The organism is Polystyrenella longa, from assembly GCF_007750395.1.
GTDB classification, from domain to species: Bacteria; Planctomycetota; Planctomycetia; order Planctomycetales; family Planctomycetaceae; genus Polystyrenella; species Polystyrenella longa.
This window is the reverse complement of sequence record NZ_CP036281.1, coordinates 1,862,707-1,884,873: the sequence shown is the minus strand read 5'-3', so window position 1 is coordinate 1,884,873 and position 22,167 is coordinate 1,862,707. Positions and strand designations below refer to the sequence as shown.

Here is a 22,167-nt window from a genome sequence, read left to right as displayed (position 1 = left end):
ACACTTTTATTCCGGAAACTGAAGCAAGGCCGGGCTTTCAGCGGGCATTGATTCCAGTGCGGCGGCCAGTTTCTCGTAGGCTTCGTTCTTCTCTTTGAGAGGAGACCTTTCAAGTGGATCGTTGGCGATGTCATAAAAACGACCATTGCCATACAACTTGTACCGTTGATCGCGAGTGAATCGTTGGGGTTTCCACTTTTCTCGCTCGGGTCGAGGGTGGTAATAGCAGTACATCCATTCGCGCGCATTTCGATTCGTTCCTGACAGGGCCGGTGCGAAGCTGATTCCGTCCAGGTTTTTATTAACAGGGATTCCGGCAACCTCCTGAAGTGTGGGGACAAAATCAGAGAAGTCGACCAGGTCCTCGCAGACTTTCCCCGCTTGCACGGTTCCGGGCTGCCACGCGACCAAAGCGACGCGAGTCCCAGCATCGGTGGTTCTCCCTTTGCCTCCCTTAATGGTCTGACCGTTGAGCTGCGACTTAATTTTAGGATTGGTTCCATTGTCACCGGTTACGATGATCAACGTCTCTTCGGCTATGCCCTTAGCTTCAGTTTTCTGAACGATTCTCCCGATCAGTTTATCCATGTACTGAACCATGTCTTCGAAGTTCTGTTGCGCGTCCTCGCTTCTTGAGTCTTCACTATCCGGAGTTGTGGGGAACGGATTGTGCACCAGTATCATGGGGTAATATACAAAGAACGGTTTGTCACTTTCTTCGTCCATAAAATCAAGAATGTGATCGGTGACGACTCCAGGACCGTAGTCTTCCGGTTCGAACTGTTTCAGATCACCGTTGATGCTCAGTAGTGGATTCCAGTAACGATCACCGAGCTTTTCGATTTGCCAGAGGCAGTGTTGATCGAATCCGGCATCCTCAGGAAGCATTCCTTTCGCGTTGTGCCCTTGAGGAGAGATATAATGCTCCGCTCCGTATAGCTGCCATTTCCCACCGACGAAGGTGCGGTACCCCGCCTCCTTCATGATATGACCGAAGGTGCGTTGATCGCGATTGAGAATGGAAAACGCCGAATAGTTGCGGGCGTTTGATAACCCGGTCATGATTTTGACGCGACTGGGAGTGCAGAGTGGCTGGGAGTAGCAGTGCTTGAACCGAGTCCCTTCTTCAGCCAGACGATCGATATTCGGAGTTTGATATTGTTGACTGCCATAGCAACCGTAACATTCATAACCGATATCATCGGCCATAATAAGAATGACATTCGGTTGCGCCGCATTGGCCGAGGAGGTCCAGCAAAACAGACCAAGCAATAAGAGAGAGCGAATAAGCATAACTTCCCCTGAGTGCATGTAGAAGAGCGAGCTGCAAATTACGAATCAGCAGGGTTCATTAAACCACACTCATCGCTAAAGAGGCAATCTTATCAGGCGAAAACACGTTCAGCGAACCAGCGTGTCGTTTGCTGCAGGCCTGTCTTTACATCGACCTCGGGAGTCCAACCGAGTTCCTGCCTGATCCGGGAAGAGTCGATCAGATTGGCATGGATATCTCCCGCTCGGGGAGGACCATACTGAGGAAGGGGAATAGGTTCTGTCAATTGCCGGTTGGCGCGTTCTTCTGTGGCGAATGTGCTCAACGTATCGGCCAACTGGCTAATGGTCGTCCCTTGCCCGGTTCCGATATTATAGGCCCGGTATCGATGATCCAGCTTTCCTTCCAACGCGAGCAGATTGGCTCGGGCGACGTCGGTGACGTAAACGAAATCCCGCAGCGCGGAACCATCGCCATTGATGACCACGGATTCCGCCTGCAACAGTCGCGAGGCGAAAATCGCAATTACGCCAGCCTCACCAACAGATGATTGACGGGGGCCGTACACATTGGAGTACCGCAAACTAACCCCTGTCAAACCGGGGTGTTGACGTGTGAAGAACTCCAGGTAGTGTTCCCCCGTCAGTTTGGTAAAACCATAAGGAGATTCTGGCCTGGGTGGTAAATCTTCGGTGGCTGGCTGATGGATGTTGCCGTAATAAGTCCCCCCCGACGAGGCGAAGAGAATACGATTCACATCCTGTTTAGCGGCAGCTTCGAGGACGTTTAACCACCCGAGGATATTCACCTCAGCGTCAAATGCGGGTTCTCGAACAGAACGCGAGACCGAAAGTTGTGCCGCATGATGCGAAACGGCGTCGGGTTGGCAGTCGACGAATACTCGAGTTAGTTCTTCACGGTTGCGAATATCGACGTCGAAGACTTCGACATGCGAGGGGAGATTGTCCGTATCGCCAGCAGAAAAGTTGTCGACCACCAGCGGTGTATGGCCGGCCTCCAGCAGGGCGTCGACAATGTGCCCACCAATAAACCCAGCACCTCCGGTGACTAGTACGCGCATAGAGGAGACTCCGCTGAACAGTCAGAGAGAACGAGATGATCGAAAACAGGCACAGGCCCGGAGCGTACCTGGTATGAAACAGCTTTAAGACTGTGTCACAACCTGAGCCGCTTTCAGTTTGGCATGAGTGTTGAGAATCAATTCTTCGGTTTCTTCCCAACCAATGCAACCATCTGTAATAGAAATACCATGCTTGAGCAGGCTCAGATCGCTGGTCAATTTCTGATTGCCCTCGTGCAGGTTGCTCTCGATCATCAGGCCGATAATCGTATCGTTGCCAGCAATTCGTTGATCGACAACGTCTTTGAGGACCAAAGACTGTTTCTTGAAGTCTTTGTTTGAATTGGCATGGCTGCAATCGACCACGAACCGGGGAGAGACGCCGGCTTTGCTCAGTTTCTCTGTGGCTGCCTTCAGGTTTTCAGCATCATAGTTCGAACCAGTACGGCCTCCGCGCAGAATGAGGTGGCCCCACTCGTTCCCTTTGGTATGAACTACACAAGTGCGTCCCTCAGCGTCGATGCCCAAAAATGCGTGCTGTGAACGAGCCGCGACCATGGCATCAATCGCAACTTGCAGGCCGCCATCGGTACCGTTTTTGTATCCGACAGGCATCGACAGGCCACTCGCCATCTGGCGATGTGTGGGAGATTCCGTCGTGCGTGCTCCGATTGCAGTCAGAGTAAGTAAATCGGCGATGTATTGTGGAGTGATTGGTTCCAGTAATTCGGTGGCTGCTGGTAAGCCGATTTCCGCAATTTCGAGCAGAATCGTGCGAGCCACCCTCATACCAGTCTGAATGTCGAAGGTGTCATTCAAATGAGGATCGTTAATCAATCCTTTCCAACCCACAGTGGTGCGCGGTTTTTCAAAATAAACCCGCATGACAAGCAGAATTTGATCGGACACTTTGTCCGCCAATGTTTTCAGCTTTCGAGCGTACTCAATTCCGGCCTCTTTATTGTGAATTGAACAAGGTCCGATCGTGATTGCCAATCGCTTGTCTTCGCCCCGGAGAATGTCGTGCAATTGCTCTCGATATTCGGCGATTTGTTCGCTGCCCTCTGCTGTCAGGGGCAATTCGGCTTTCAGCTCGTTGGGAGAACTCAGGGCAATGGTCTCGAGTACGTTGATGTCTTGGGTCGGATGGAATGGTGACATAGTTAAACCGGAGGAGTTTCTCTTTTAGAAGATGTCCTAAAACCTTTTAGTAGTTGAGGTTGCACCATAATCTATGATGCAGAAACAGCCACATTTGGGTTCGGGGAAGGGTTCTAGTTCCAGAGCAGAAATGGCTCCGAAAAAGAAAAAGTAAGTTCGAGAACAGGAGGATGCAGGATCAGCTCGTGGAGAGCGCTTTCGCCTGTTCAAAATTAGAAGGAAGAGTCTAACACGATGATTACAGCGTTGACCAGTGGATCAAGTCCCGAGTTCCAGCAGGAAGCCGATAAAGTTGAGGCCCGGTCGGTGCGAGTGGACTTTTCTATCCCATTTCCACAATAAACGGAGATCGATTGAGCTCATATAAGTGGACGAGACCAGATTTCTATCACATGACCTTGCCGATAACCCCTTTATTTTCAAGTGTTTGCAGAAAGTGTAAGCGTCCCTACTCGCTTTTGGATTGATCATGGCTCTGAATTCCTTCACAATAGGATGAAATGTTCATTTCCAGCGAATCTCGCCCCTTTCTTTAGGGCGAGTCCGATCATTCCAAATTCACTCATTTCTCGCGGACACATCTGGAAAAGATTACCGACTGATTATTCTCCGTAGAGGCCCGGGCTGGGTCAGTTCGCAGAATTCGATGGGGAGACTCCCTATCAGTTACGTCCCTGATAGACGATACGTGCCGGGAGCCAAGTATGGCGAAACGCAAAATAGGCCCCTTCATCCTCGAACGCAAGCTGGGCGTCGGGGGAATGGGCATCGTCTATCTCGCCACTTACGAGAAAACTGGTCGTAAAGTCGCCGTTAAAGTGCTTTCTCCCGCCATGTCGGACCAACCGCAGGTCCTGAAACGCTTCGAGCGAGAGATGGACATCCTCAAAAAGCTCAAGGATCCGCACGTCGTCCAATACTTCGGTGGAGGTAAACAACGTGGTCAGCATTTCTATGCGATGGAGCTAGTTGATGGGGGGACGCTTGAAGAGGTCATCAAAGAACGCGCGCCGCTCGACTGGGAATTCGTCGTCGATTGTGGAATTCAAATCTGTAGCGGTCTCGAAAAAGCGCATGCGATGGGGATCATCCATCGTGACCTGAAACCAGCCAACCTGTTTCTCAGTACAAAGACGGGCGAACTGAAGTTGGGAGACTTCGGAATTGCGCGCGACACCACCGCAACGGCCTTAACCGCAGCAGGCCGCACGGTAGGAACCTATGCCTATATGGCACCGGAACAGATTATTGGTAAACCCCCTGTCTCGCGCAAGACGGACCTCTATTCTCTGGGGTGCGTGCTGTTCGAGATGCTGACGGGCCACACTCCTTTTCAGGCGGACACCGCTGCAGCGATGTTGATGATGCACCTGGATGAGGATCCGCCGAAGGTGCGTGGCAAGAATATGCAGTGCCCGATCTGGCTGGAAAACCTGATACAACGATTACTTGCCAAAGACCCAGGGGACCGCCCCTTCGATGCTCAGGCAACACGTCTGGCTCTGGAAGAAGTTCGCAATAAAGAAGCGACCCAGATGAGTGTGTCGACGCAAGCTGCGAGGGGAGCCGGAACAGGCGGAACGACTGTCTCCATGGATTCAGTCGATCCGGAACTTAAAAAGATACTGCAAAAAAAGAAGAAACAACGAAAACGCAAAAAGGATCAACCCTTCCATGAGCAGACCTGGTTCCTGGTGCTCTGCCTGGTGATGGTGATCGGAGTTACGATCTGGTTATTGCTTCCGGACAGCGCTGAAACGATGTACGAGAAAGCAAATGCTTACCTTGCGCAAGAGGACGAAGGGGGGTTGTTCTATGGTCGCGAACAACTGCAAAAATTGATCGAAAGTTATCCGGATCATAATCTGGCTGAGATTGCACAGAAAAAAGTTGACCAACTCGACATGGACAAAGCCCTTCAGGAGTCAACCAAAGCAGCACGGACCGGATTGCCGGTTCAGTTGGCTGGAAACGAAGCAAGGACCCGTTTTGTGGAAGCACTCCGTTTTGAGCTATATGGAGACCGGGCAACCGCACTTGAAAAATACCAGAGCCTGCGCAATTTGTTCGAAATCAATCAGGATGTGAAGGAAGAAAAATTCAACAGCCGGTCTTATCAGATTTATCTGAAGTTAACTCGACTAAAGATCGACGAGATTCAACAGCAGATTGCCGATGGGACGTTCATCTCGGATCCTCAGATTTTGATTCTGCAAAACATGCGTGAGGCGGACCAACTTCTTGCTCGTGGGGAAACATTCAAGGCAAAACAAAAATGGAACAGCCTGCTGGAGCTGTATTCAGAGAATAAAGAGTACGCCGCCCAGATGAACTACATTATGAAACGAAAAGAGGGGGCAGAAATTGCTCCCTGGGACTATTCACCCTTGGATAACCTGAAAAAAGAGGCAGAAGAGAACTCTGCTGAGGAGAATCCGGGAAACAATTAACGCCGGAAGTACTGATTTTGCAGTGACTGAATCAGACGAGAGAAGCTTGATCAACCGCACTTCTGCTCACTGCTGTTTTATTTACTCAGAAAATAGAGACCCTCCCCTTTCTGCTACTCTGTTGTCTCGGTAGGATAGTTATTCCCTGACGATATTTCTGTCGACAGGATGCCTGCTTTGCTCCTTCTATTTGTTGCCTTCATGAACAACGAACCTGCTGAACTTCCCAAACTTATCAGTGGAGCAATCATTGTCCTATGTTTTGTTCCCTTCCTGATAATTCAATGGATATCGGCAACTCAGCCTGAACCAGCCCTGGTTCAAGCGACCCGTGGCGATCTGCAAGCCACGCCCTGGGAAGTAGACCAAATCGAAATCAGAGACCTGAGCGATAACACTCCGGTTGCTCTGCTGAACACTCATATTCATGAAGATAACGCGCACTCAGTTATCACTTCGCTGCTCATTCTCCCGGACAAAGAATTTCTGATCTGCGGTAAAGCCAACGGGACGATTCAGGTCTGGAACCTGGATAATGAAAAGCTCGCTGTTGAGATTAATTCCATCTTTCATCCGATTGTTTCCGTTGCCGTTCATACGGAAACGAAAACGTTGCTGGCGGTTTCTAATACTGGGTCAGTTTCCGCCTGGAATCTGGAAGGTGGAGAACCGATTCTGCTGCAGCAAGTAAAACCAGACATTCCCGCCTCCATCCGGTTTTACCACGATATCGATTTCCATATGGAATCTGTCGTTCGAAAGCAGTTCTGGTACACGATCATTGAATGGACCGCCGTCTGTATCGCTCTCATCACCGGGTTCCTGTCAATCATCCACTACTACACAGTGGGGGATGTCTCTACGCCAATCGTGGGAACTGCCCTATTCTTCTCCGGATTGATCGATGCATTTAATCTTCTTTCGGCCGATCATCTGATTAACTCGGTCGAAGATACGGTTCGTTTCATTCCAATCACGTGGGCCATTTCGAGGACATTCAATGTCTCGATCCTGATCCTCGGCACCAGTCTGATTTTATTGAAGCGAAATAAACTCAAACAAAGTTCCCATCGGAGTGAAATCCGGTTCCTCGCCGTAGTCGCGTTCATTTTCGCTATGATTGCCTATGCCATCGTCCACATCTGCTCCGTCTTGCCCGAGCTGCCACAGGCCATCTATCTGGATGGACGTCTAGCCAAACGCCCCTGGGACATCCTTCCGCTGGCATTGCTACTCCTCGCAGGCACAGTCGTCTTCCCACGGTTTTATCGCAAGTATCCGTCTCTTTTTTCCTACGGTATCTTTTTGAGCGTAGTTCCCCATCTTGCGACACAGATACATGCTGTTTTCTGGTCGTCACAGGTTTTTGATCCTGATTTCTTCGCGGCGCACTCTCTGCGCCTCCTGGCATATCTGGTTCCATTTATCGGACTGATACTGGACTACAATCGCGTTCATGAACAGGAAGCAACCTATCAGGAGACGCAGCAGAAACTGCTCATTGCTCGTTCTGTTCAACAGAACCTACTGCCTCAATCCGCACCGAAAATGAAAGGAATCGATCTGGCTGGTCGGTCCCAGTCTTCGGACACGGTCGGCGGTGACTATTTCGATTACCTTCAACTTGGTAAGAATCGACTGGGAATTGTCATTGGCGATGTTAGCGGACATGACTTTGGGGCATCGTTATTTATGGCGCAAACTCGAGCTTACTTAAGAGCGCTCTCCACGATTCATGATGACCTCAGCGATGCGATGCGGGAACTGAACGAATACCTGACGAACGATTCTCACACGCATCGGTTTGTGACGATGTTCCTGGCCCGTTTCAACCTGGAATCGCAAACGCTGGACTATTGCGCTGCCGGCCACCAGTCGCTCGTTCTGAATTCGGATAAAACGACGACAATCATCGGGCCGACTGGACCGCCTCTGGGAGTAATGGAAGATGGACTGGAATGTGCGGTTGAACAGATCCCTTTCAAACCGGGCTCCATTCTCGTGGAACTGACGGATGGAATTCTGGAAGTTAAGAACGAGGAAGGCGTGATGTTTGGAAACGATCATGTCTTCAGTATCCTGAATGAACATCAGGATAAAACCAGCGAAGAACTGGTAGAACTGATCATCTCAACCGCACTGGAATATTCCGACCAACCGGTGCCTTACGACGATATGACCGTCGTCGTAATGAAGTTCCAGAAGTAATCACTTTGCTTCGTCTTGGCCACGTCAACTCAGTGCCGCCGGTATTCTTATTCGACTCCCAGAAGCCGCTGTGCGTTGCGGAAGAAGATATCTTCGACTTGTGAGTCCGAAAGTCCGAGCGACAAGGCTGTCCATTTCAGTGATCGCAAATGCTCCAGTCCAACCAGTACGGGTTCGATCGACTGATGCCTTTCTTCCCATACGGGGGTCTGTTCGTACAACCACAGGAAAGTATCCGCCACTGCCAGGCTGCGCCCGCGTAGATGGCTCACGTGGAAATCGGAACCATACATGAAGTTTTCATGACCGAGAATCTTCAGCACGGCAATATGAGCTAGTGCTTCACAGTTGGCGCTGCTGTCAAAATAGAGGTTGGGCAAGCCTTTCAGATGATGTAGACCCTCCCAGTTGTGGGCGGGTTGAAAACCACGGGCCGAGTGAGCCAGGATCAGTTTCATGTTCGGATATCGTTGACACCAGTCGCGTATTAACTCGTAGTTTTCGGCATCAGCGACGGCCCGGCTTTTGACCATATGCAACGTAATCACCCACCCTTCCTCGTTCGCGATACGGACGACTTCTTCCGGAAGGTACTCGGGAATCGCTGACTCCCAGGTTGGTCGCCTGGAAGACGTCACGTGATAGCACTTCAGTCCGTGAAGGTTTAATCGCTTCACTTCCTCGCGAATCCATTCGGGATCGTCCTTCGCATGGAAGTAAAACAACCCCCGGCTTCGATCGTCGCGCGCCTGTTGTTCGGCAATCCATTGATTGGCGGCGTCCGCCATTTCACGCGGTCCCGGTATCGGAATGAACAACGCCGAAACATCCCTCCCCGGGTGAAGTACATCGATCAGCTCTCGATATTCATCCAAGCCAACAGAAGCGGGAAAGTCTGCGCCTTCGGGTTTGAAGTGCGCGGCGTCAAAAAGGTGAGTATGTGCATCATAGATCTGATCCGGAATAAAAGTAGAAAGTTCCCGATCATAAAACTCGTAATCGACGTCCCGTATCAATGGCTGGTTGATGGTCATGAATAGATTCCGACTAAGTCAGTGGCGTGTAGAGAGAAACACAAATTGCGACTGACTATTACCCTAGTCGGCGGTCGGTCAAAAGTCACGTTCTAGCGGTTATAGCATCTCTATCTTTCTGCACGAATGAAACATCACCGTGAAACCATTTGCTCTGAATAAGCGGCGACGTACCTTTTGATACTCATGTTTTTTTTCGAATCGTGGCACAATCTCGCCCCTGACCGTGGGTTCCAGGAGAAGAACCATTGCGCGGATGACAATAAGGAGGTCGCCTATTTCACAACTTTCACAACTACCTCGAAATAGCAAACCTGGTGAAAGCCAGGGACGCAAAGTCATGGACCGTCGTGCTGAGGAAAGCCTCACCGCTTAGCACTGGTCGCCAGACTTCCGAAAGGTGCAGCCTTATGTTCCAGCGATGTCGAACTTTTTTTCGCCAATTGTTGAACTCCTCATTGAACGGGAGAACCGGCCGTTCCTGTCGCAGCCACTTGCACTCATCCGCCGGCACGGGCGCGTATCAGCACATTGAAGTCGCCGAACCCAGAGTGATGCTCTCCGCCTCGCCGACCGGTGGAGCTGCCTGGTTGAATGATGATGCTCCAGCGACTCCACTCGACTTGCGGGTCAACATGTCCTCAGAAATGCCTTTGGCAACAATGCAGGTCGATGCGGCTTATGAATCCTGGAAGAACGAAAAGTTCACCATCGACAGCTATGCCTTGGACGAAATCACGTTTGAATCGGGGAGTGACATCTCAATTCAAGACGAAGCGATGCACAACCTGATCAATCTGGATGATGTTTACGCGAACACTTCTTATCGTGGTACGGGATATTCCGTGGCCGTTCTGGATACCGGAGTAGATTACACCCATGCCGCCCTCGGCGGTGGATGGGGTAACCGAGTTATCGCGGGCTATGACTTCGTCAACAATGACAGCGACCCCATGGATGATCAGGGGCACGGCACTCATGTTGCCGGCATCATTGGTGGCTATGACGAAACAAATGGTGGAATCGCCAACGACGTCAATATCATTGCCCTCAAAGTGCTCGACGCCAATGGCTCCGGATCATTTGGAGATGTTGAGGAAGCCCTGCAATGGGTCGCTGACAATCAGGAAACGTATAACATTGTTGCCGTCAACATGTCTCTGGGGGCCGGGAACTACTCAACAAACCCCTACACATTTATGGAAGACGAGTTGAGCACCCTCATTGGTCAGGGCGTATTTATTGCGGCTGCCACTGGAAACGATTTCTATAGTCTCAGCAGTGCGCAAGGTTTGGGATATCCAGCGATCAGCGATCAGACCGTTTCTGTGGGAGCCGTTTGGGATGGAAGCTACGGAGGGATTACCTGGGGTAGTGGAGCTCGCGACATTACAACGGGGGCGGACCGAATCACCAGTTTCACTCAGCGAAACAGTAGCATGGACATTCTTGCTCCAGGAGCGTTGATTACAGCAGCAGGTCTGGGAGGAGGATTCGTTTCAATGGGAGGAACATCGATGGCGACTCCCGTTATCGCTGGTGCAGCCGCCCTGCTCCATGAAGCGGCTCAGGACAATGGTAAGTCTAATCTTGCTAACCAGACAAGCCTGCTGCAGTTGATGCAGGATACGGGCGTCGATATTAATGATGGTGACGATGAAGACGACAACGTGACCAACACCAATCTCAATTTCAAACGGCTCGATTTGTATGCGGCGATCCAGGAATTGATCACACCTCAGGCGGCCCCGGTCGATTTCCTGACTATCACTGACGGCATCGCAGAAATCACAGGCACTGCAGGAGACGACACCTTCGTCATTTCCTTTTCAGGAACTGATATGAATGTCACTCGGAACGATGTCTCCACAACAATCGACACAACCGCAGTAACAGAAATCAATCTGTCGGGAGATGCCGGCACGGACAGCTTGACTTACACCGGTCGTTCTGTCGTCGATTCATTCAAAATGTGGCAAAACCGGTTACAGCACACGTTGACCGATCTTGTTTTCGATAGCGACACTCTGGAATCAATCATCCTCAATGGGGGCGGCGGTGCTGACACAGCGTTGATGTACGATACTGTTGGAAATGACACGTTAGCGATGACGGCCAACGCGGTGCAGATGACCGGAACGGGATACTCCAATACGATTAACGGAATTAATACGGTCACTGCTTACTCGAATAATGGTGGTACCGACAGCGTGACCTTCACTGACACTGTGGCAGGTGATTATTTCGTCAGCAAGTACAACCAGGCCTACATGACGACGGGCGATTATCGCAATACAGCGGTCAACTTTGAAAGTGGCATCGCAACTTCATCTAATGGGGGAAGCGACCGAGCCTGGTTCTATGACTCGACAGGAAATGACACGCTGACGATGGCCGGCTCCACCGTGAACATGACCGGTACCAACTTCAATAATACGGCCAATAACTTCTACCGCGTCGACGCTTATGGTGATAATGGTGGAACGGACACGGCGACCTTCACCGATACGTCCGGAAATGACCGCTACTATGGGGACATCACCTATTCGTACATGTCTGGAACAGGTTACTACAACCGGGTCAACAACTTTGACACGGTCACCGTCAATGCCACAACGGGTGGAACTGACCGAGCTGACTTCTACGGCACCGATGCGGACGAAAGCTTTACCGCCACCGGGCAGGCCGCCACATTGACGGGTAATGGAGTGACCATCAACTTAAATGGTTTTGATCTAGTCGCCGCAAACATGACCTACGGAAGTGGAACGGACGACGCCACTTTTAATGACATCGCGACCAAAGACTACTTCAAGACCTACTCCGATGTGAGTTTTATGTATGGAAGTGGTTATGAGAATTACGCCTACGGATTTGATTCAGTCTCCGGAAACTCCTCCAATGGTGGAAACGACCAGGTCTACATGATCGATTCCTCCGGTGATGACACCTTAACTCTCTCCCCCAACAGTGCGACGATGACGGGTACCGGATTCAGCAACTCGGCGACCGGTTTCTATCGAATCGATACATATTCGAATCAAGGAGGAACAGATACGGCAACGTTCAACGACTCCTCGGGAGATGACCAAGCTCGTGCCTATCCTACTCGTGCCTACATGATCGGTAGTGGGTACGTTAATTACATTCGCGACTATGAAGAGGTTATATTCCAGTCGAGTAACGGCGGGTTCGATAAAGCTTACTTCTATGACTCCACCGAAGCGGATACGTTCACTGCGTCTCCAACTGCTGCCAGCATGCTGGGAACTGGCTACAACAACTCCGGAACAGGTTTTGACTGGTACATTGGCTACGCTGTTTACGGAGGGACAGACCAAGCCAATCACTACGACTCCGCAGGTAACGACACCTACTCGGCGTATACTGACAAAACCATCATGACGGGAACGGGCTACAAGATTTATACTTTCGGATTTGAAAACACCGACGGGTATGCCACCGCCGGTGGAACTGGAGACCGGGCTTATCTCTATGATTCAAGTGGAGACGATACTTACACTTCTACATTAGCGACCACCAGTTTGACGGGAACCGGCTTTGACATGGCGGCTCATGGGTTCGATCGAGTGGATGGCATCGCCGAATCAGGCGGTACAGACACGGCGAATATTTACGACACCGACGGCAATGACAACATGTACCTGCGGGATGATTACTCTGCCCTGCTGGCGACCGGTTTCTCTTCGTATGCGTATGGATTTGATCGTGTGAACGCCTACGCGGACAATGGTGGAACCGACCGGGCTCGCTACTATGATTCGGCCGGAGACGACACCTACACGAGCGACCAGACCGAAGCTAATATGATCGGAACCGGGTTTGCAAACTATTCCTATGGTTTCGACATTTACATCGTGAACGGCGATTCTGGCGGTGACGACACAGCGAACCTTGATGACAGCACCGGCGATGACACGGTCACAGTGGGAATCTCTCAAACCACTTTCTCCGGGAATGGCATCACCACCCAGGTGAACAATTTCGAAACCGTTAATGTCACTGCCACGAATGGGGGAACGGACTCGGCTACGATTACAGGTTCAGATACGGCTGATGACAGCGTCAGTTGGGGTGACTCGAACATCAACTTCTCGACATCCACATTCGCTGCGACTGCTTCTGGCTTCGAAACGATTGATGCTCTGGACATCGGTCTGGCCGGCTTTAGCTTGAACGACACCTCCGCAACGGAGACCTTCACTCTCTATTCAGACCGGGTCATTAAAGACAATGGGACGAACATATTAACAATCTGGAGTTCCACGAATGTCACCATCAACGTGACCAATGGCGGAAATGACGTCTTCAACATTTACGACACGAATTTACAAGACCGTGCTGAACTCGATAACACTATTGTTTACATGGTCTACGAAAATTCCCAGCCGAAATGGAAACGAATTACTGGCTCAAATATAGATACAGTCAACCTGTATGCCAGTAATTCCGGAGTTGATACAGCGAATCAGAATACTCCTACTCTCAGCTATACCGTCAATTATTTCGGCGGTTGGGTCGAGTATGACGACTTCACTTAGTCCTTTATTTGCCATTGCCGCAAGAGGGGCGTTTATTTAAGCCTGACAATACGTGATTACTCAAGAGGTTAAGACTCTCCGTCTTAATCTCTTTTTTTATGACAGGATCAATAAGTACTGAAGAGTGCATCGCTCCTAGTTAATTCTTTGCTCCTCTTGGCATGAGGAGTGAAACTTTAGGACTCGATCCAGTCACACGGTTTGTACTTCAGCTTTCCGAGATTTCGACCTGACTGCTACTTACTTTCCCGACAGACAAATACGTCATCGGGCATAGTTAGAGTGCCTCGCTGTTCCCCCCGCTCCCGTTGCGTTTAAGCAGGTACCTTAACCAATACGCATAGAAGAGATGAAGATGCCTCTCCGATTGACCAAACTATTCCGTCCAATCCGCACATTTTATCGTGATCAACTCAAAGTACTTTCGCGTCGATCACGCACTGCCCAGCATCGTCCACTTCCATCAATCGCACTCATCGAAACCTGCGAACCTCGATTGCTCCTTTCGGGAACGGTTTCGGGCAGCTTGGACACGTCTCCTACTACTCAAACGGACAGCTTTCACAGCGTTTCCGACAGGCATTTACAGCTATCCGGAACATCAGCGGATGATCAATTCCAAATTACCATTGATGGAACGACGGTGACGATTTCGGATGATGGCGGAAGTACAACGACACCGATTTCTCTCAGCGAGATTGACTCGATCAGTCTTTCGGGCAATGGGGGAACTGACTCCCTTTCCTATACATCGGAGATCAGCGTCGATTCTTTCAAATTGTGGGCTGGCCGACTGCAGGCCACAGTGAATGACCAAGTCTTTTTTGACTGTGACTCGCTGGCAACAATCATCCTGAATGGAGACACGAACGACGAAGCCCGACTGTACGATTCGGTTGGCGATGACACGGCAACGTTAGTCAAAGGGGAGGTCGTCCTTTCGGGAACTGGCTACAGCAACACAGTAAATAACGTAAATTACGTAACCATCGCTTCCAGTAATTCCGGTACTGATTCCGCGACGTTTACCGACACCAGCGCCGATGAAACATTTTTGGCGAGGCCAACATACTCCCGGATGAACGATGCGACATATCGTAATACTGTCTCCGGCTTTGATGAAGTTGTCGCCAACTCGACAGCAGGAGGCAGTGACCGGGCCTGGTTCTACGATTCCGCTGGTGACGACACGTTGACGATGACGGATTCTACAACTCAGATGACCGGCACGACTTTCGACAATACAGCAAACAGTTTTGACCGCGTGGATGTATACGGAAGTAACAGCGGAAGTGATACCGCTACGCTGGATGACTCCGCAGGTAACGATCGTCTTTATGCGAACATTAACCAGGTAATTTTGACAGGCACAGGGTTTTACAATCTCGTCGATGGTTTCGACACGGTCAATGTAAGCACAGGTAACGGCGGTATCGACCGAGCCGATTTTTCCGGGACAGATGCAGACGAAAACGTGAACACTGGCCGAACCGAGGCGTCTCTTTCTTCGACATCGCTACCCACTACACGTCTGGTTGATACAGACGGATTTGAAATGGTTGTCGCTGATATGCGAGGTAGTGGCGGTACCGATCAGGCATGGCTCCATGATTCGCAAGGGAGAATCGACTATATCCGATTCTCTCCTGAGTCCAGCTATCTGCACGATGGCAGCCATCAGAGTTATGTATACGGATTCGATCAGGTAACGGCGGAAACCCTCCTTGAAGAAAATGATCGCGTCTGGATGGTTGATTCCAACGGTGATGACTCGCTGACGATAGACTCGGACGGGGTTACGATGACTGGGACAGGGTATAAGAATATCGCTTCCGGATTTAAACGTGTCGATGCGTATGCCAACCTGGGAGGCACAGATGATGCTACTTTCACCGACTCTGCATTAAACGATGAAGCCCGAGCGTATTCTAATCTGGCCTTCATAAGAAACAGCGAAAGCACAAATGTGGTTCGCGATTTTGAACGAGTCGATTTCATCTCGGAGAATGGTGGAACTGATACTGCTTACTTTTACGACTCCTCAGGAGATGAAACTTATACTGCCTCTCCTGAAGAAGCCAGCATGATCGGTACTGGATTCGCCAACTACGCCGAAGGATTCACCAACTACAACGCCTGGGCCTCGGGGGGCGGGACAGACCAGGCCAACTTATATGATTCTGAGGACGACGATACGTTCACCGCCTACTCGAATAAGGCCATCATGCGGAATAGCAATTACAGTATTTATGCATTTGGTTTTAATGACGTCGACGGTTTCGCTACTAATGGAGGAACGGGGGATCGTGCTTACCTGAACGGCACCTCGGGGGATGACGTCTATAATTCAACTTCCTCTACGAGCAGACTTACTGGAGCGGGATTTGATACCGCCGCTCATGGATTTGATCGCGTCGATGCCCTCTCTGGGTCAGGAGGAAATGACGTGGCGACGATTTACGATACCCCTGGTAACGACAATATGTACCTGCGACCAGACTACGCTGCCCTGCTCGGTCCCACCTTCGACACCTATGCATACGGATTTGATCGCGTTAATGCCCATTCCAACAATGGAGGCATTGATCGGGCCCGGTTCTATGATTCGAGCGGCGACGATACATATGAGGGAGACCAGTCCCAGGGGAATTTCAGTGGAACTGGCTTTAATAACTATGCTTATAGTTTTGACATTTACATCGTCAACTCAGCAGCGGGAGGTGAAGACGATGCAGATCTCGACGACAGTTCGGCAGATGACGTTCTCGAACTCCGTCAGACGACGACAACCATGACTGGGAACGGCGTAACGACTGTTTTGAATAACTTTAAAGATGTTTACGTAAACAGTATCAACGGAGGCTATGACCGCGCGTATTTATATGGGCTGAACTCGGAGGACGACTTTAGCATGGGGGACTTCAGTACGACCTACCGAAACCTGGATAATGATTTCTGGTCGCGTGTGCGTCGATTCGAGCGAGTGGACGCTTATGTAGTGGGCGACGCCTCTGTATATCTTTCTCAGGACGATTTCTCTGACGAGACGATCAATATTACTCCGACCTACGCCTCCATCTCCGCCGGGGGACGCACTGCCTACGCCTGGAATACGAAGAATATCGATCTAACAAATTTCAGTAGCGACACTGGCGACGATGTCCTCAATATTTATGATGGCGGACTTTCCTGCATTGTCGAACTAAGAGATGATCGGGTTGAGTTTTACTACAATTCAATTGCAGGCTACCGTGCCTACCTAGACGCCAGTAGTACGACGACAGTCAATCTATACTCGGAAGAAAGTGAAAACGACGATATTTATTCACAATTCGATGACCCATTGGATTACACGGTCAACTTCATTGGTACTTGGATTGATTTTTAATCATTAATGATGGCGGGGTTCAATCATTTTGCCTGTTTGCCAGAGAGCAATCACGATGATCAAGCTGGAAGCAATGAAGACGGGTGAAAATCCAATCGAGTCGATAAGTATTCCCACGAAAACGGAAAAGAGAAGCGGCACCATCATGCAAAGTTTCAATGTGCTTAATGCCTGCGCGTGATCGCTTGCTGGTACAATTTCGAGCGTGTAATTGGTAATCGCTTTGTCTGTGACGGGAGTCATTCCCAGAATAAAGTAAGTCACCCAGAACCAGGGATGCAGAATCTCCAATGAGGAACTGGTGAAGAGCAACCCGCTTATGGGGCCGCAACTGATGACAACCAGCGCCACTTGTATCGCCAACTTATTCCCGTAACGATCGGCGATGAATCCCAGAATCAGGCTGAAGACACCCGCTCCGATATTCTGAGCAATCACCCATGTAATTAATCGAATATGTCCCGTATGTAATCGTTCGGTGGCAAATGTCTGGTAGTGAGGAAAGACCAACAGAATCGTGATCGTCAGCATTGATACGATCACCAGTCGGCGAAAGGGTTGGTTCTCGCGGAGGATCTTCCGTGCTTCGCCCAGCTGCTCCCAGAAACTGTTTCGTGAGGGTTCGTAATGGTCGGGAGGTTCCACAATTCCGAAACAAGTCAGCCCCGCCAGCAACATCCCAATGCCCGAAATCAAGAACGAAACAAAGAAGAGTCGGTAACCTTCAATAGACATGTAGTTCTGCATATACAGCAATGCGCCCACCGAGAAGATTGATCCGAGTATTCCAGAGAAGCCCAGTAAACGACCTCGATGGGCCGCCGGGATCAATTTGCCCTGTAACGTACCGAAGATGACTCGATTCAAGCCGGTCGCAGCAAAAAACAGAGTGTATAGTAACAGGAAAAAAGCGGGAAACCCGACGAAGCTGGCCCCTTGCAGATTCCACAAGAGAATGGCAAGAACCACCCACGGAAAACCCATCATCCAGGTCGTAATTAGCAGGAGCCACTTCTTACGGGGAGAGGTCTGGATTCGGTCAGCCAACCAGAGTGGGGCAAAACTTTGCCCAATCCGATTCAGGATCGGTAAACAACCTCGTACCCACCCTGCTCCAGAAATGTGATCCAGGAAAGCGGGAATCATCACGCTTTCGGTCTTAAAGACCCAGGCAACCCGCACCGAGACCTGATGCGCGATCAACGCACCAAAGTTCTTGAATTCCGCTTCTTCAACCAGCTTCGTCGTCTCTTCCAGCGTCGGTATTGTTTCGCCTTCAGTGTCAATATTATCCATGAACAACAACTGGCCAAAACATTGTGGAGGGTACGAAACGGGTGAATCAAATAACAACCAAGGGGACCATCTATTGCTGAACTAAGCCTGCCCTTGAAAAGAGTGTAGGACGGTCATTGACTGGATGGTAGGGTGAACATTCTGCTTTGTGTCGATAAATTTATGCGATAAACAAGCCTTCTCGCCACGAAGCCATCCTCTATCTGGGTCGCAAAACACTTACGCAGCCCGGTATCCGGAGAGCTTTCAAGAGCCTCACGGCAACATGATTTACTTCGCTGCGAGTTCGGAGCTTGCTGTCGGAAGTCGATAGCAGGCAGCTTCCTGAGCGTTCCGAACGTAGAGACGATCTCCGACGACGACGGGATGATTCCAGGTTTTTCCCTCGATTGCTTCGAAGGTCCCAGTTTCAACATGCTTCTCTGGATTCACCTCCAATAAGACAACTTCCCCCTTTTCGGAGATGACGAGTAACCGATTGATCTCGGTGAGTAATAGAACTTGCCCCTTGCCGTAGCGGCCCCGTTTCCATTTGCGTTTTCCGGTCGAAAGGTCAACGCAGGTAAAAATAGAACCATCGAATCCATACAGGTAATCGCCGGATACCACGAAGTCGTTGTAGTCTGACTTCAGATCAAGGCTGTGCCAGACTTCTTTCGCAGTTAACTTTTCGTTTTCGACATGGAATTGAATCAGGCGAGTTCCATCCTGCATTCCCCCCGCGAGCACGATTTTGTCTTCACCGACAACCTGAGGTTGCGTCACTCGAAATTCGCCATCGCCCCACTGGTCCTCTAAGCGAACTTCCCCCGTCGAAGGATCTAACAGTCGTAGCCCCTGGTTGTCGTATATCGCCACGTAATCCTTACCGAACAGCTGGCAAAGCTGCGGCGACGAATAGGTGTGATTTCCTGATACCGCAGACCAGGCAAGTTCGCCTTTCTCGATTTCGAAAGCAAGGACGCCCATCTCTCCAACGCCACCGGCATGCACGATCACATTCTTTTCCACGACCAAAGGCGAAGAACTGAATCCCCATACTGGAACACCTCGATCCGCCAGTGTTTTCAATTCCCGTTCCCAGAGGATGTCGCCCGTTCGTGGTTCCAAGGCGAGTAAACTTCCGCTGGCCCCCATTGCAAACAGTTGTCCCTCAGCCAATGTCGGTGTCGCTCTGGGACCGGCGCCTCCCATGGGTTCAGCGAACCGAGATTCAATTTCCGTTTCCCATACAAGCTTCCCTTCGTTGGCGGTATAACAGGCGGTCGTTTCATGTTCGCCCCGCTGTTCCTGAGTGAATAGCAAATTCCCGGCGACGACAAAGGAAGACCAGGCGGGACCAATGGTTCGTTTCCAAACTAATTCAGGTTGAACATTGTCCCAACGATCTGCCAACTCAGCTCCAGATTGCTGGCTGTACCGCTCTGGACCACGAAATCCGGGCCAGGCAGGTTCGGCCAGCCATTCATTAAAACTTTCTTCGGACACAATGGCATCGCCCGCGCTGGTTCTTGCCTGCTGTTCAGCAATCGCCAATTCTTCATTCGTTGGCGTCCAACGCCAAGCCAATTCAAAGTTATAGTCACCCCAAATGCCGTTGTTGCGAACCAGCAACGAACTTGCAAACCCCACAAGAGTAATCAACAGGATGAACCCACTTCGTGCCGGAGGTGTCCAGGAACGAGCAATCAAAGACGATATTCCAAAGAGGACAAAGCCGATTGGAATCGTTACTAACATAAACCCTGCCATATCCATCGATTCATGAGCTAAGAACCAGCTCATCACAAGGATGGATAGAATCGCAATCAGGCCGACCAGCGCTTCCAGACGAGTCGCCCGACTGAAGATGCCCCACCAGACAAGCATTCCAAGCCCACAGACGGCGGGTCCCATGAAAGAAAAGTACAACCACCAGAGCGGCATAATTTCCAGATCGCGCGGAGCAAAACGCAACATTAGAATTAACACGATAGCAATAATCGCTGGCCAGACACGCAACGGGCGAAGCTGTTTCTGGGGGGAAGAATCCGATAGCGATTCCTGCTGCTCAGATGAAGGAGGGATCTCCATGCTTGTTCTCCTGAAGGGTACTCTTATGAGGGATCTGGCAGGTGGATCGCGATTCCATGCGTTCAACTCCTACCGGGACCCTATTTGATCGAAACCAATCTGGCCTTAGAAGAATCTTAGCCGGAGCGCCCCTGCTTTCACAATCGAAGAATGTTTTCTTCTGGCCGCGATTCTAGTGCTGGGTTGGTAATTAGAAAGTCGCAAGCTAAACTGAACGCATCAACGGCAACATAAGAAGGGGCACACAGTCGATTTGTTAATCGATACGGCCATACGAGGCGAACATGGCAGATCGGATTGAATTCCGTTTACACGATAATGCGGACTACGCATTTGCTCTGCAAGTCGTTCAGCAATTACAGGAAGCGGGGTTCATCGCTTACTGGGCAGGTGGCTGCGTGCGTGATTTTATGCTTAGTAAGATTCCTAAAGATTACGATGTCGCCACTTCGGCTCGACCAGACGACGTTCGCAAGCTGTTTGGTTACAAGAAAACTCTGGCCGTCGGTGCTGCTTTCGGGGTGGTGATTGTTCGTTCCGGAAAACGGAAGATTGCCGATGTTGAAGTCGCCACTTTCAGAACTGATCTCGATTACATCGACGGCAGGCGGCCAACCGACGTCGTCTTCAGTACTCCGGAAGAAGATGCACAACGACGCGACTTGACCTTTAATGGACTGTTCTATGATCCAAGTTCTTCTCAGATCCATGATTTTGTGGGCGGACAGAAGGATTTAGAAAGCGGAATCGTACGAGCAATTGGACGCCCGGCAGATCGGTTTGAAGAAGATAAACTGCGGCTGCTACGCACGATTCGATTTGCCGCTCATCTTGATTTCAAAATTGAAGCGGCCACCTGGGACGCTATCTGTAAAAACGCTGACAAGCTTGGTGTGGTTTCGGCGGAACGGATTTCGCACGAACTTCGGCGAATGCTGGTCGATCCTCATCGCGTCCAGGCCCTGAAATTGCTTTCCGACTCAGGACTCATGGATGCCTCCAGCTTCGGAATGATGGGGGGAGAGATAAACTCGCACGTAGACGAATGGCAACTGGCGATTCAAACTATCGAACAATTCACCTCTCCTGACTTTCCCCTGGTTCTAGCCGTGATTGAACACGCACTCCTCTACTCTTCTTCAGAATCGCGCGAGGCTAACAAGCATCGATTGGAAACGTTGGGGCGAGAACTTCGTCTCTCAAATCAGGAGATTGATCACGCCACCTGGCTCGTCCTACATTTTCGATGTTTACAGAAACCTCAATCGCGTCCACTGGCTGAGTTGAAACGGCTTTTGGTTTCCCCCTACGCGAATGACCTACTGCAATGGGAACAGGCTGCAGCAATCGCCGGCAATGAACCGTTGGACGACGTTGATTTTTTACAGGACTTTCTGTCGCAGACTCCAGCAGACGTATTAAATCCTCCACCCCTGTTAGGAGGCCATGATTTACTGGCAGCGGGAGTGCCGGGGGGGCCGCAGATGAAATTACTTCTCGATCAGATACGCGATGCCCAGCTAAATCTGGAGATCTCCTCGCGGGAAGAAGGACTCGAACTGCTGGAGCGCTTGAAAGAGCAACGGTGACCGGTTATGAACGAGTCGCAAAACTTACTTTCGTCCACTCTCTCGCAAAGCT

The 22,167-nt window shown here is 50.5% G+C and carries 11 protein-coding genes and 1 riboswitch; of the genes, 5 read left to right on the top strand and 6 right to left on the bottom strand.

Going from position 1 to position 22,167, the window contains the following annotated elements:
* Positions 1-6 precede the first annotated feature (6 nt).
* The 3 genes from Pla110_RS07060 to Pla110_RS07050 all read right to left on the bottom strand — a co-directional run bounded on the left by Pla110_RS07060 (position 7) and on the right by Pla110_RS07050 (position 3,515).
* Entirely contained in the window at positions 7-1,293 is a 1,287-nt protein-coding gene (locus tag Pla110_RS07060) for a sulfatase-like hydrolase/transferase (protein ID WP_144994613.1), read from the bottom strand.
* Between the two features lie 92 nt (positions 1,294-1,385).
* Positions 1,386-2,354, bottom strand: coding sequence for an NAD-dependent epimerase/dehydratase family protein (locus Pla110_RS07055; RefSeq protein WP_144994611.1), 969 nt, complete (start codon positions 2,352-2,354; stop codon positions 1,386-1,388).
* Between the two features lie 84 nt (positions 2,355-2,438).
* Complete coding sequence (locus tag Pla110_RS07050; RefSeq protein ID WP_144994609.1) at positions 2,439-3,515, bottom strand: 3-deoxy-7-phosphoheptulonate synthase; 1,077 nt, start codon at positions 3,513-3,515, stop codon at positions 2,439-2,441.
* Between the two features lie 704 nt (positions 3,516-4,219).
* Here Pla110_RS07050 and Pla110_RS07045 point away from each other — a divergent pair.
* Complete coding sequence (locus tag Pla110_RS07045; protein WP_144994607.1) at positions 4,220-5,965, top strand: serine/threonine protein kinase; 1,746 nt, start codon at positions 4,220-4,222, stop codon at positions 5,963-5,965.
* A 177-nt stretch (positions 5,966-6,142) separates the two neighbouring features.
* Positions 6,143-8,173 carry a SpoIIE family protein phosphatase gene (locus Pla110_RS07040; RefSeq protein WP_197440560.1) on the top strand — a complete coding sequence of 677 codons (2,031 nt, stop codon included), beginning with the start codon at positions 6,143-6,145 and terminating at the stop codon, positions 8,171-8,173.
* 47 nt (positions 8,174-8,220) lie between these two features.
* Here the strand turns inward: Pla110_RS07040 and Pla110_RS07035 are convergent, their stop codons facing one another.
* A complete protein-coding gene (locus tag Pla110_RS07035) occupies positions 8,221-9,207 on the bottom strand; it encodes an amidohydrolase family protein (RefSeq protein WP_144994603.1) in 987 nt (328 codons plus the stop codon).
* Positions 9,208-9,504: 297 nt separating this feature from the next.
* Positions 9,505-9,605: riboswitch (cyclic di-GMP riboswitch) on the top strand.
* A 96-nt stretch (positions 9,606-9,701) separates the two neighbouring features.
* Between Pla110_RS07035 and Pla110_RS07030 the strand changes: the two genes are divergently transcribed.
* Both Pla110_RS07030 and Pla110_RS07025 read left to right on the top strand, forming a co-directional pair.
* A complete protein-coding gene (locus Pla110_RS07030; RefSeq protein ID WP_197440559.1) occupies positions 9,702-13,769 on the top strand; it encodes a S8 family serine peptidase in 4,068 nt (1,355 codons plus the stop codon).
* A 355-nt stretch (positions 13,770-14,124) separates the two neighbouring features.
* Positions 14,125-17,157 carry a hypothetical protein gene (locus Pla110_RS07025; protein WP_144994599.1) on the top strand — a complete coding sequence of 1,011 codons (3,033 nt, stop codon included), beginning with the start codon at positions 14,125-14,127 and terminating at the stop codon, positions 17,155-17,157.
* Between the two features lie 3 nt (positions 17,158-17,160).
* Here the strand turns inward: Pla110_RS07025 and Pla110_RS07020 are convergent, their stop codons facing one another.
* Positions 17,161-18,453, bottom strand: a complete 1,293-nt coding sequence (locus Pla110_RS07020; RefSeq protein WP_144994598.1) for an MFS transporter — start codon at positions 18,451-18,453, stop codon at positions 17,161-17,163.
* 270 nt (positions 18,454-18,723) lie between these two features.
* Positions 18,724-20,526 carry a PQQ-binding-like beta-propeller repeat protein gene (locus Pla110_RS07015; RefSeq protein ID WP_144994597.1) on the bottom strand — a complete coding sequence of 601 codons (1,803 nt, stop codon included), beginning with the start codon at positions 20,524-20,526 and terminating at the stop codon, positions 18,724-18,726.
* Positions 20,527-20,810: 284 nt separating this feature from the next.
* Here Pla110_RS07015 and Pla110_RS07010 point away from each other — a divergent pair, with 284 nt between their 5' ends.
* Positions 20,811-22,115 carry a CCA tRNA nucleotidyltransferase gene (locus Pla110_RS07010; RefSeq protein WP_144994596.1) on the top strand — a complete coding sequence of 435 codons (1,305 nt, stop codon included), beginning with the start codon at positions 20,811-20,813 and terminating at the stop codon, positions 22,113-22,115.
* Positions 22,116-22,167 lie beyond the last annotated feature (52 nt).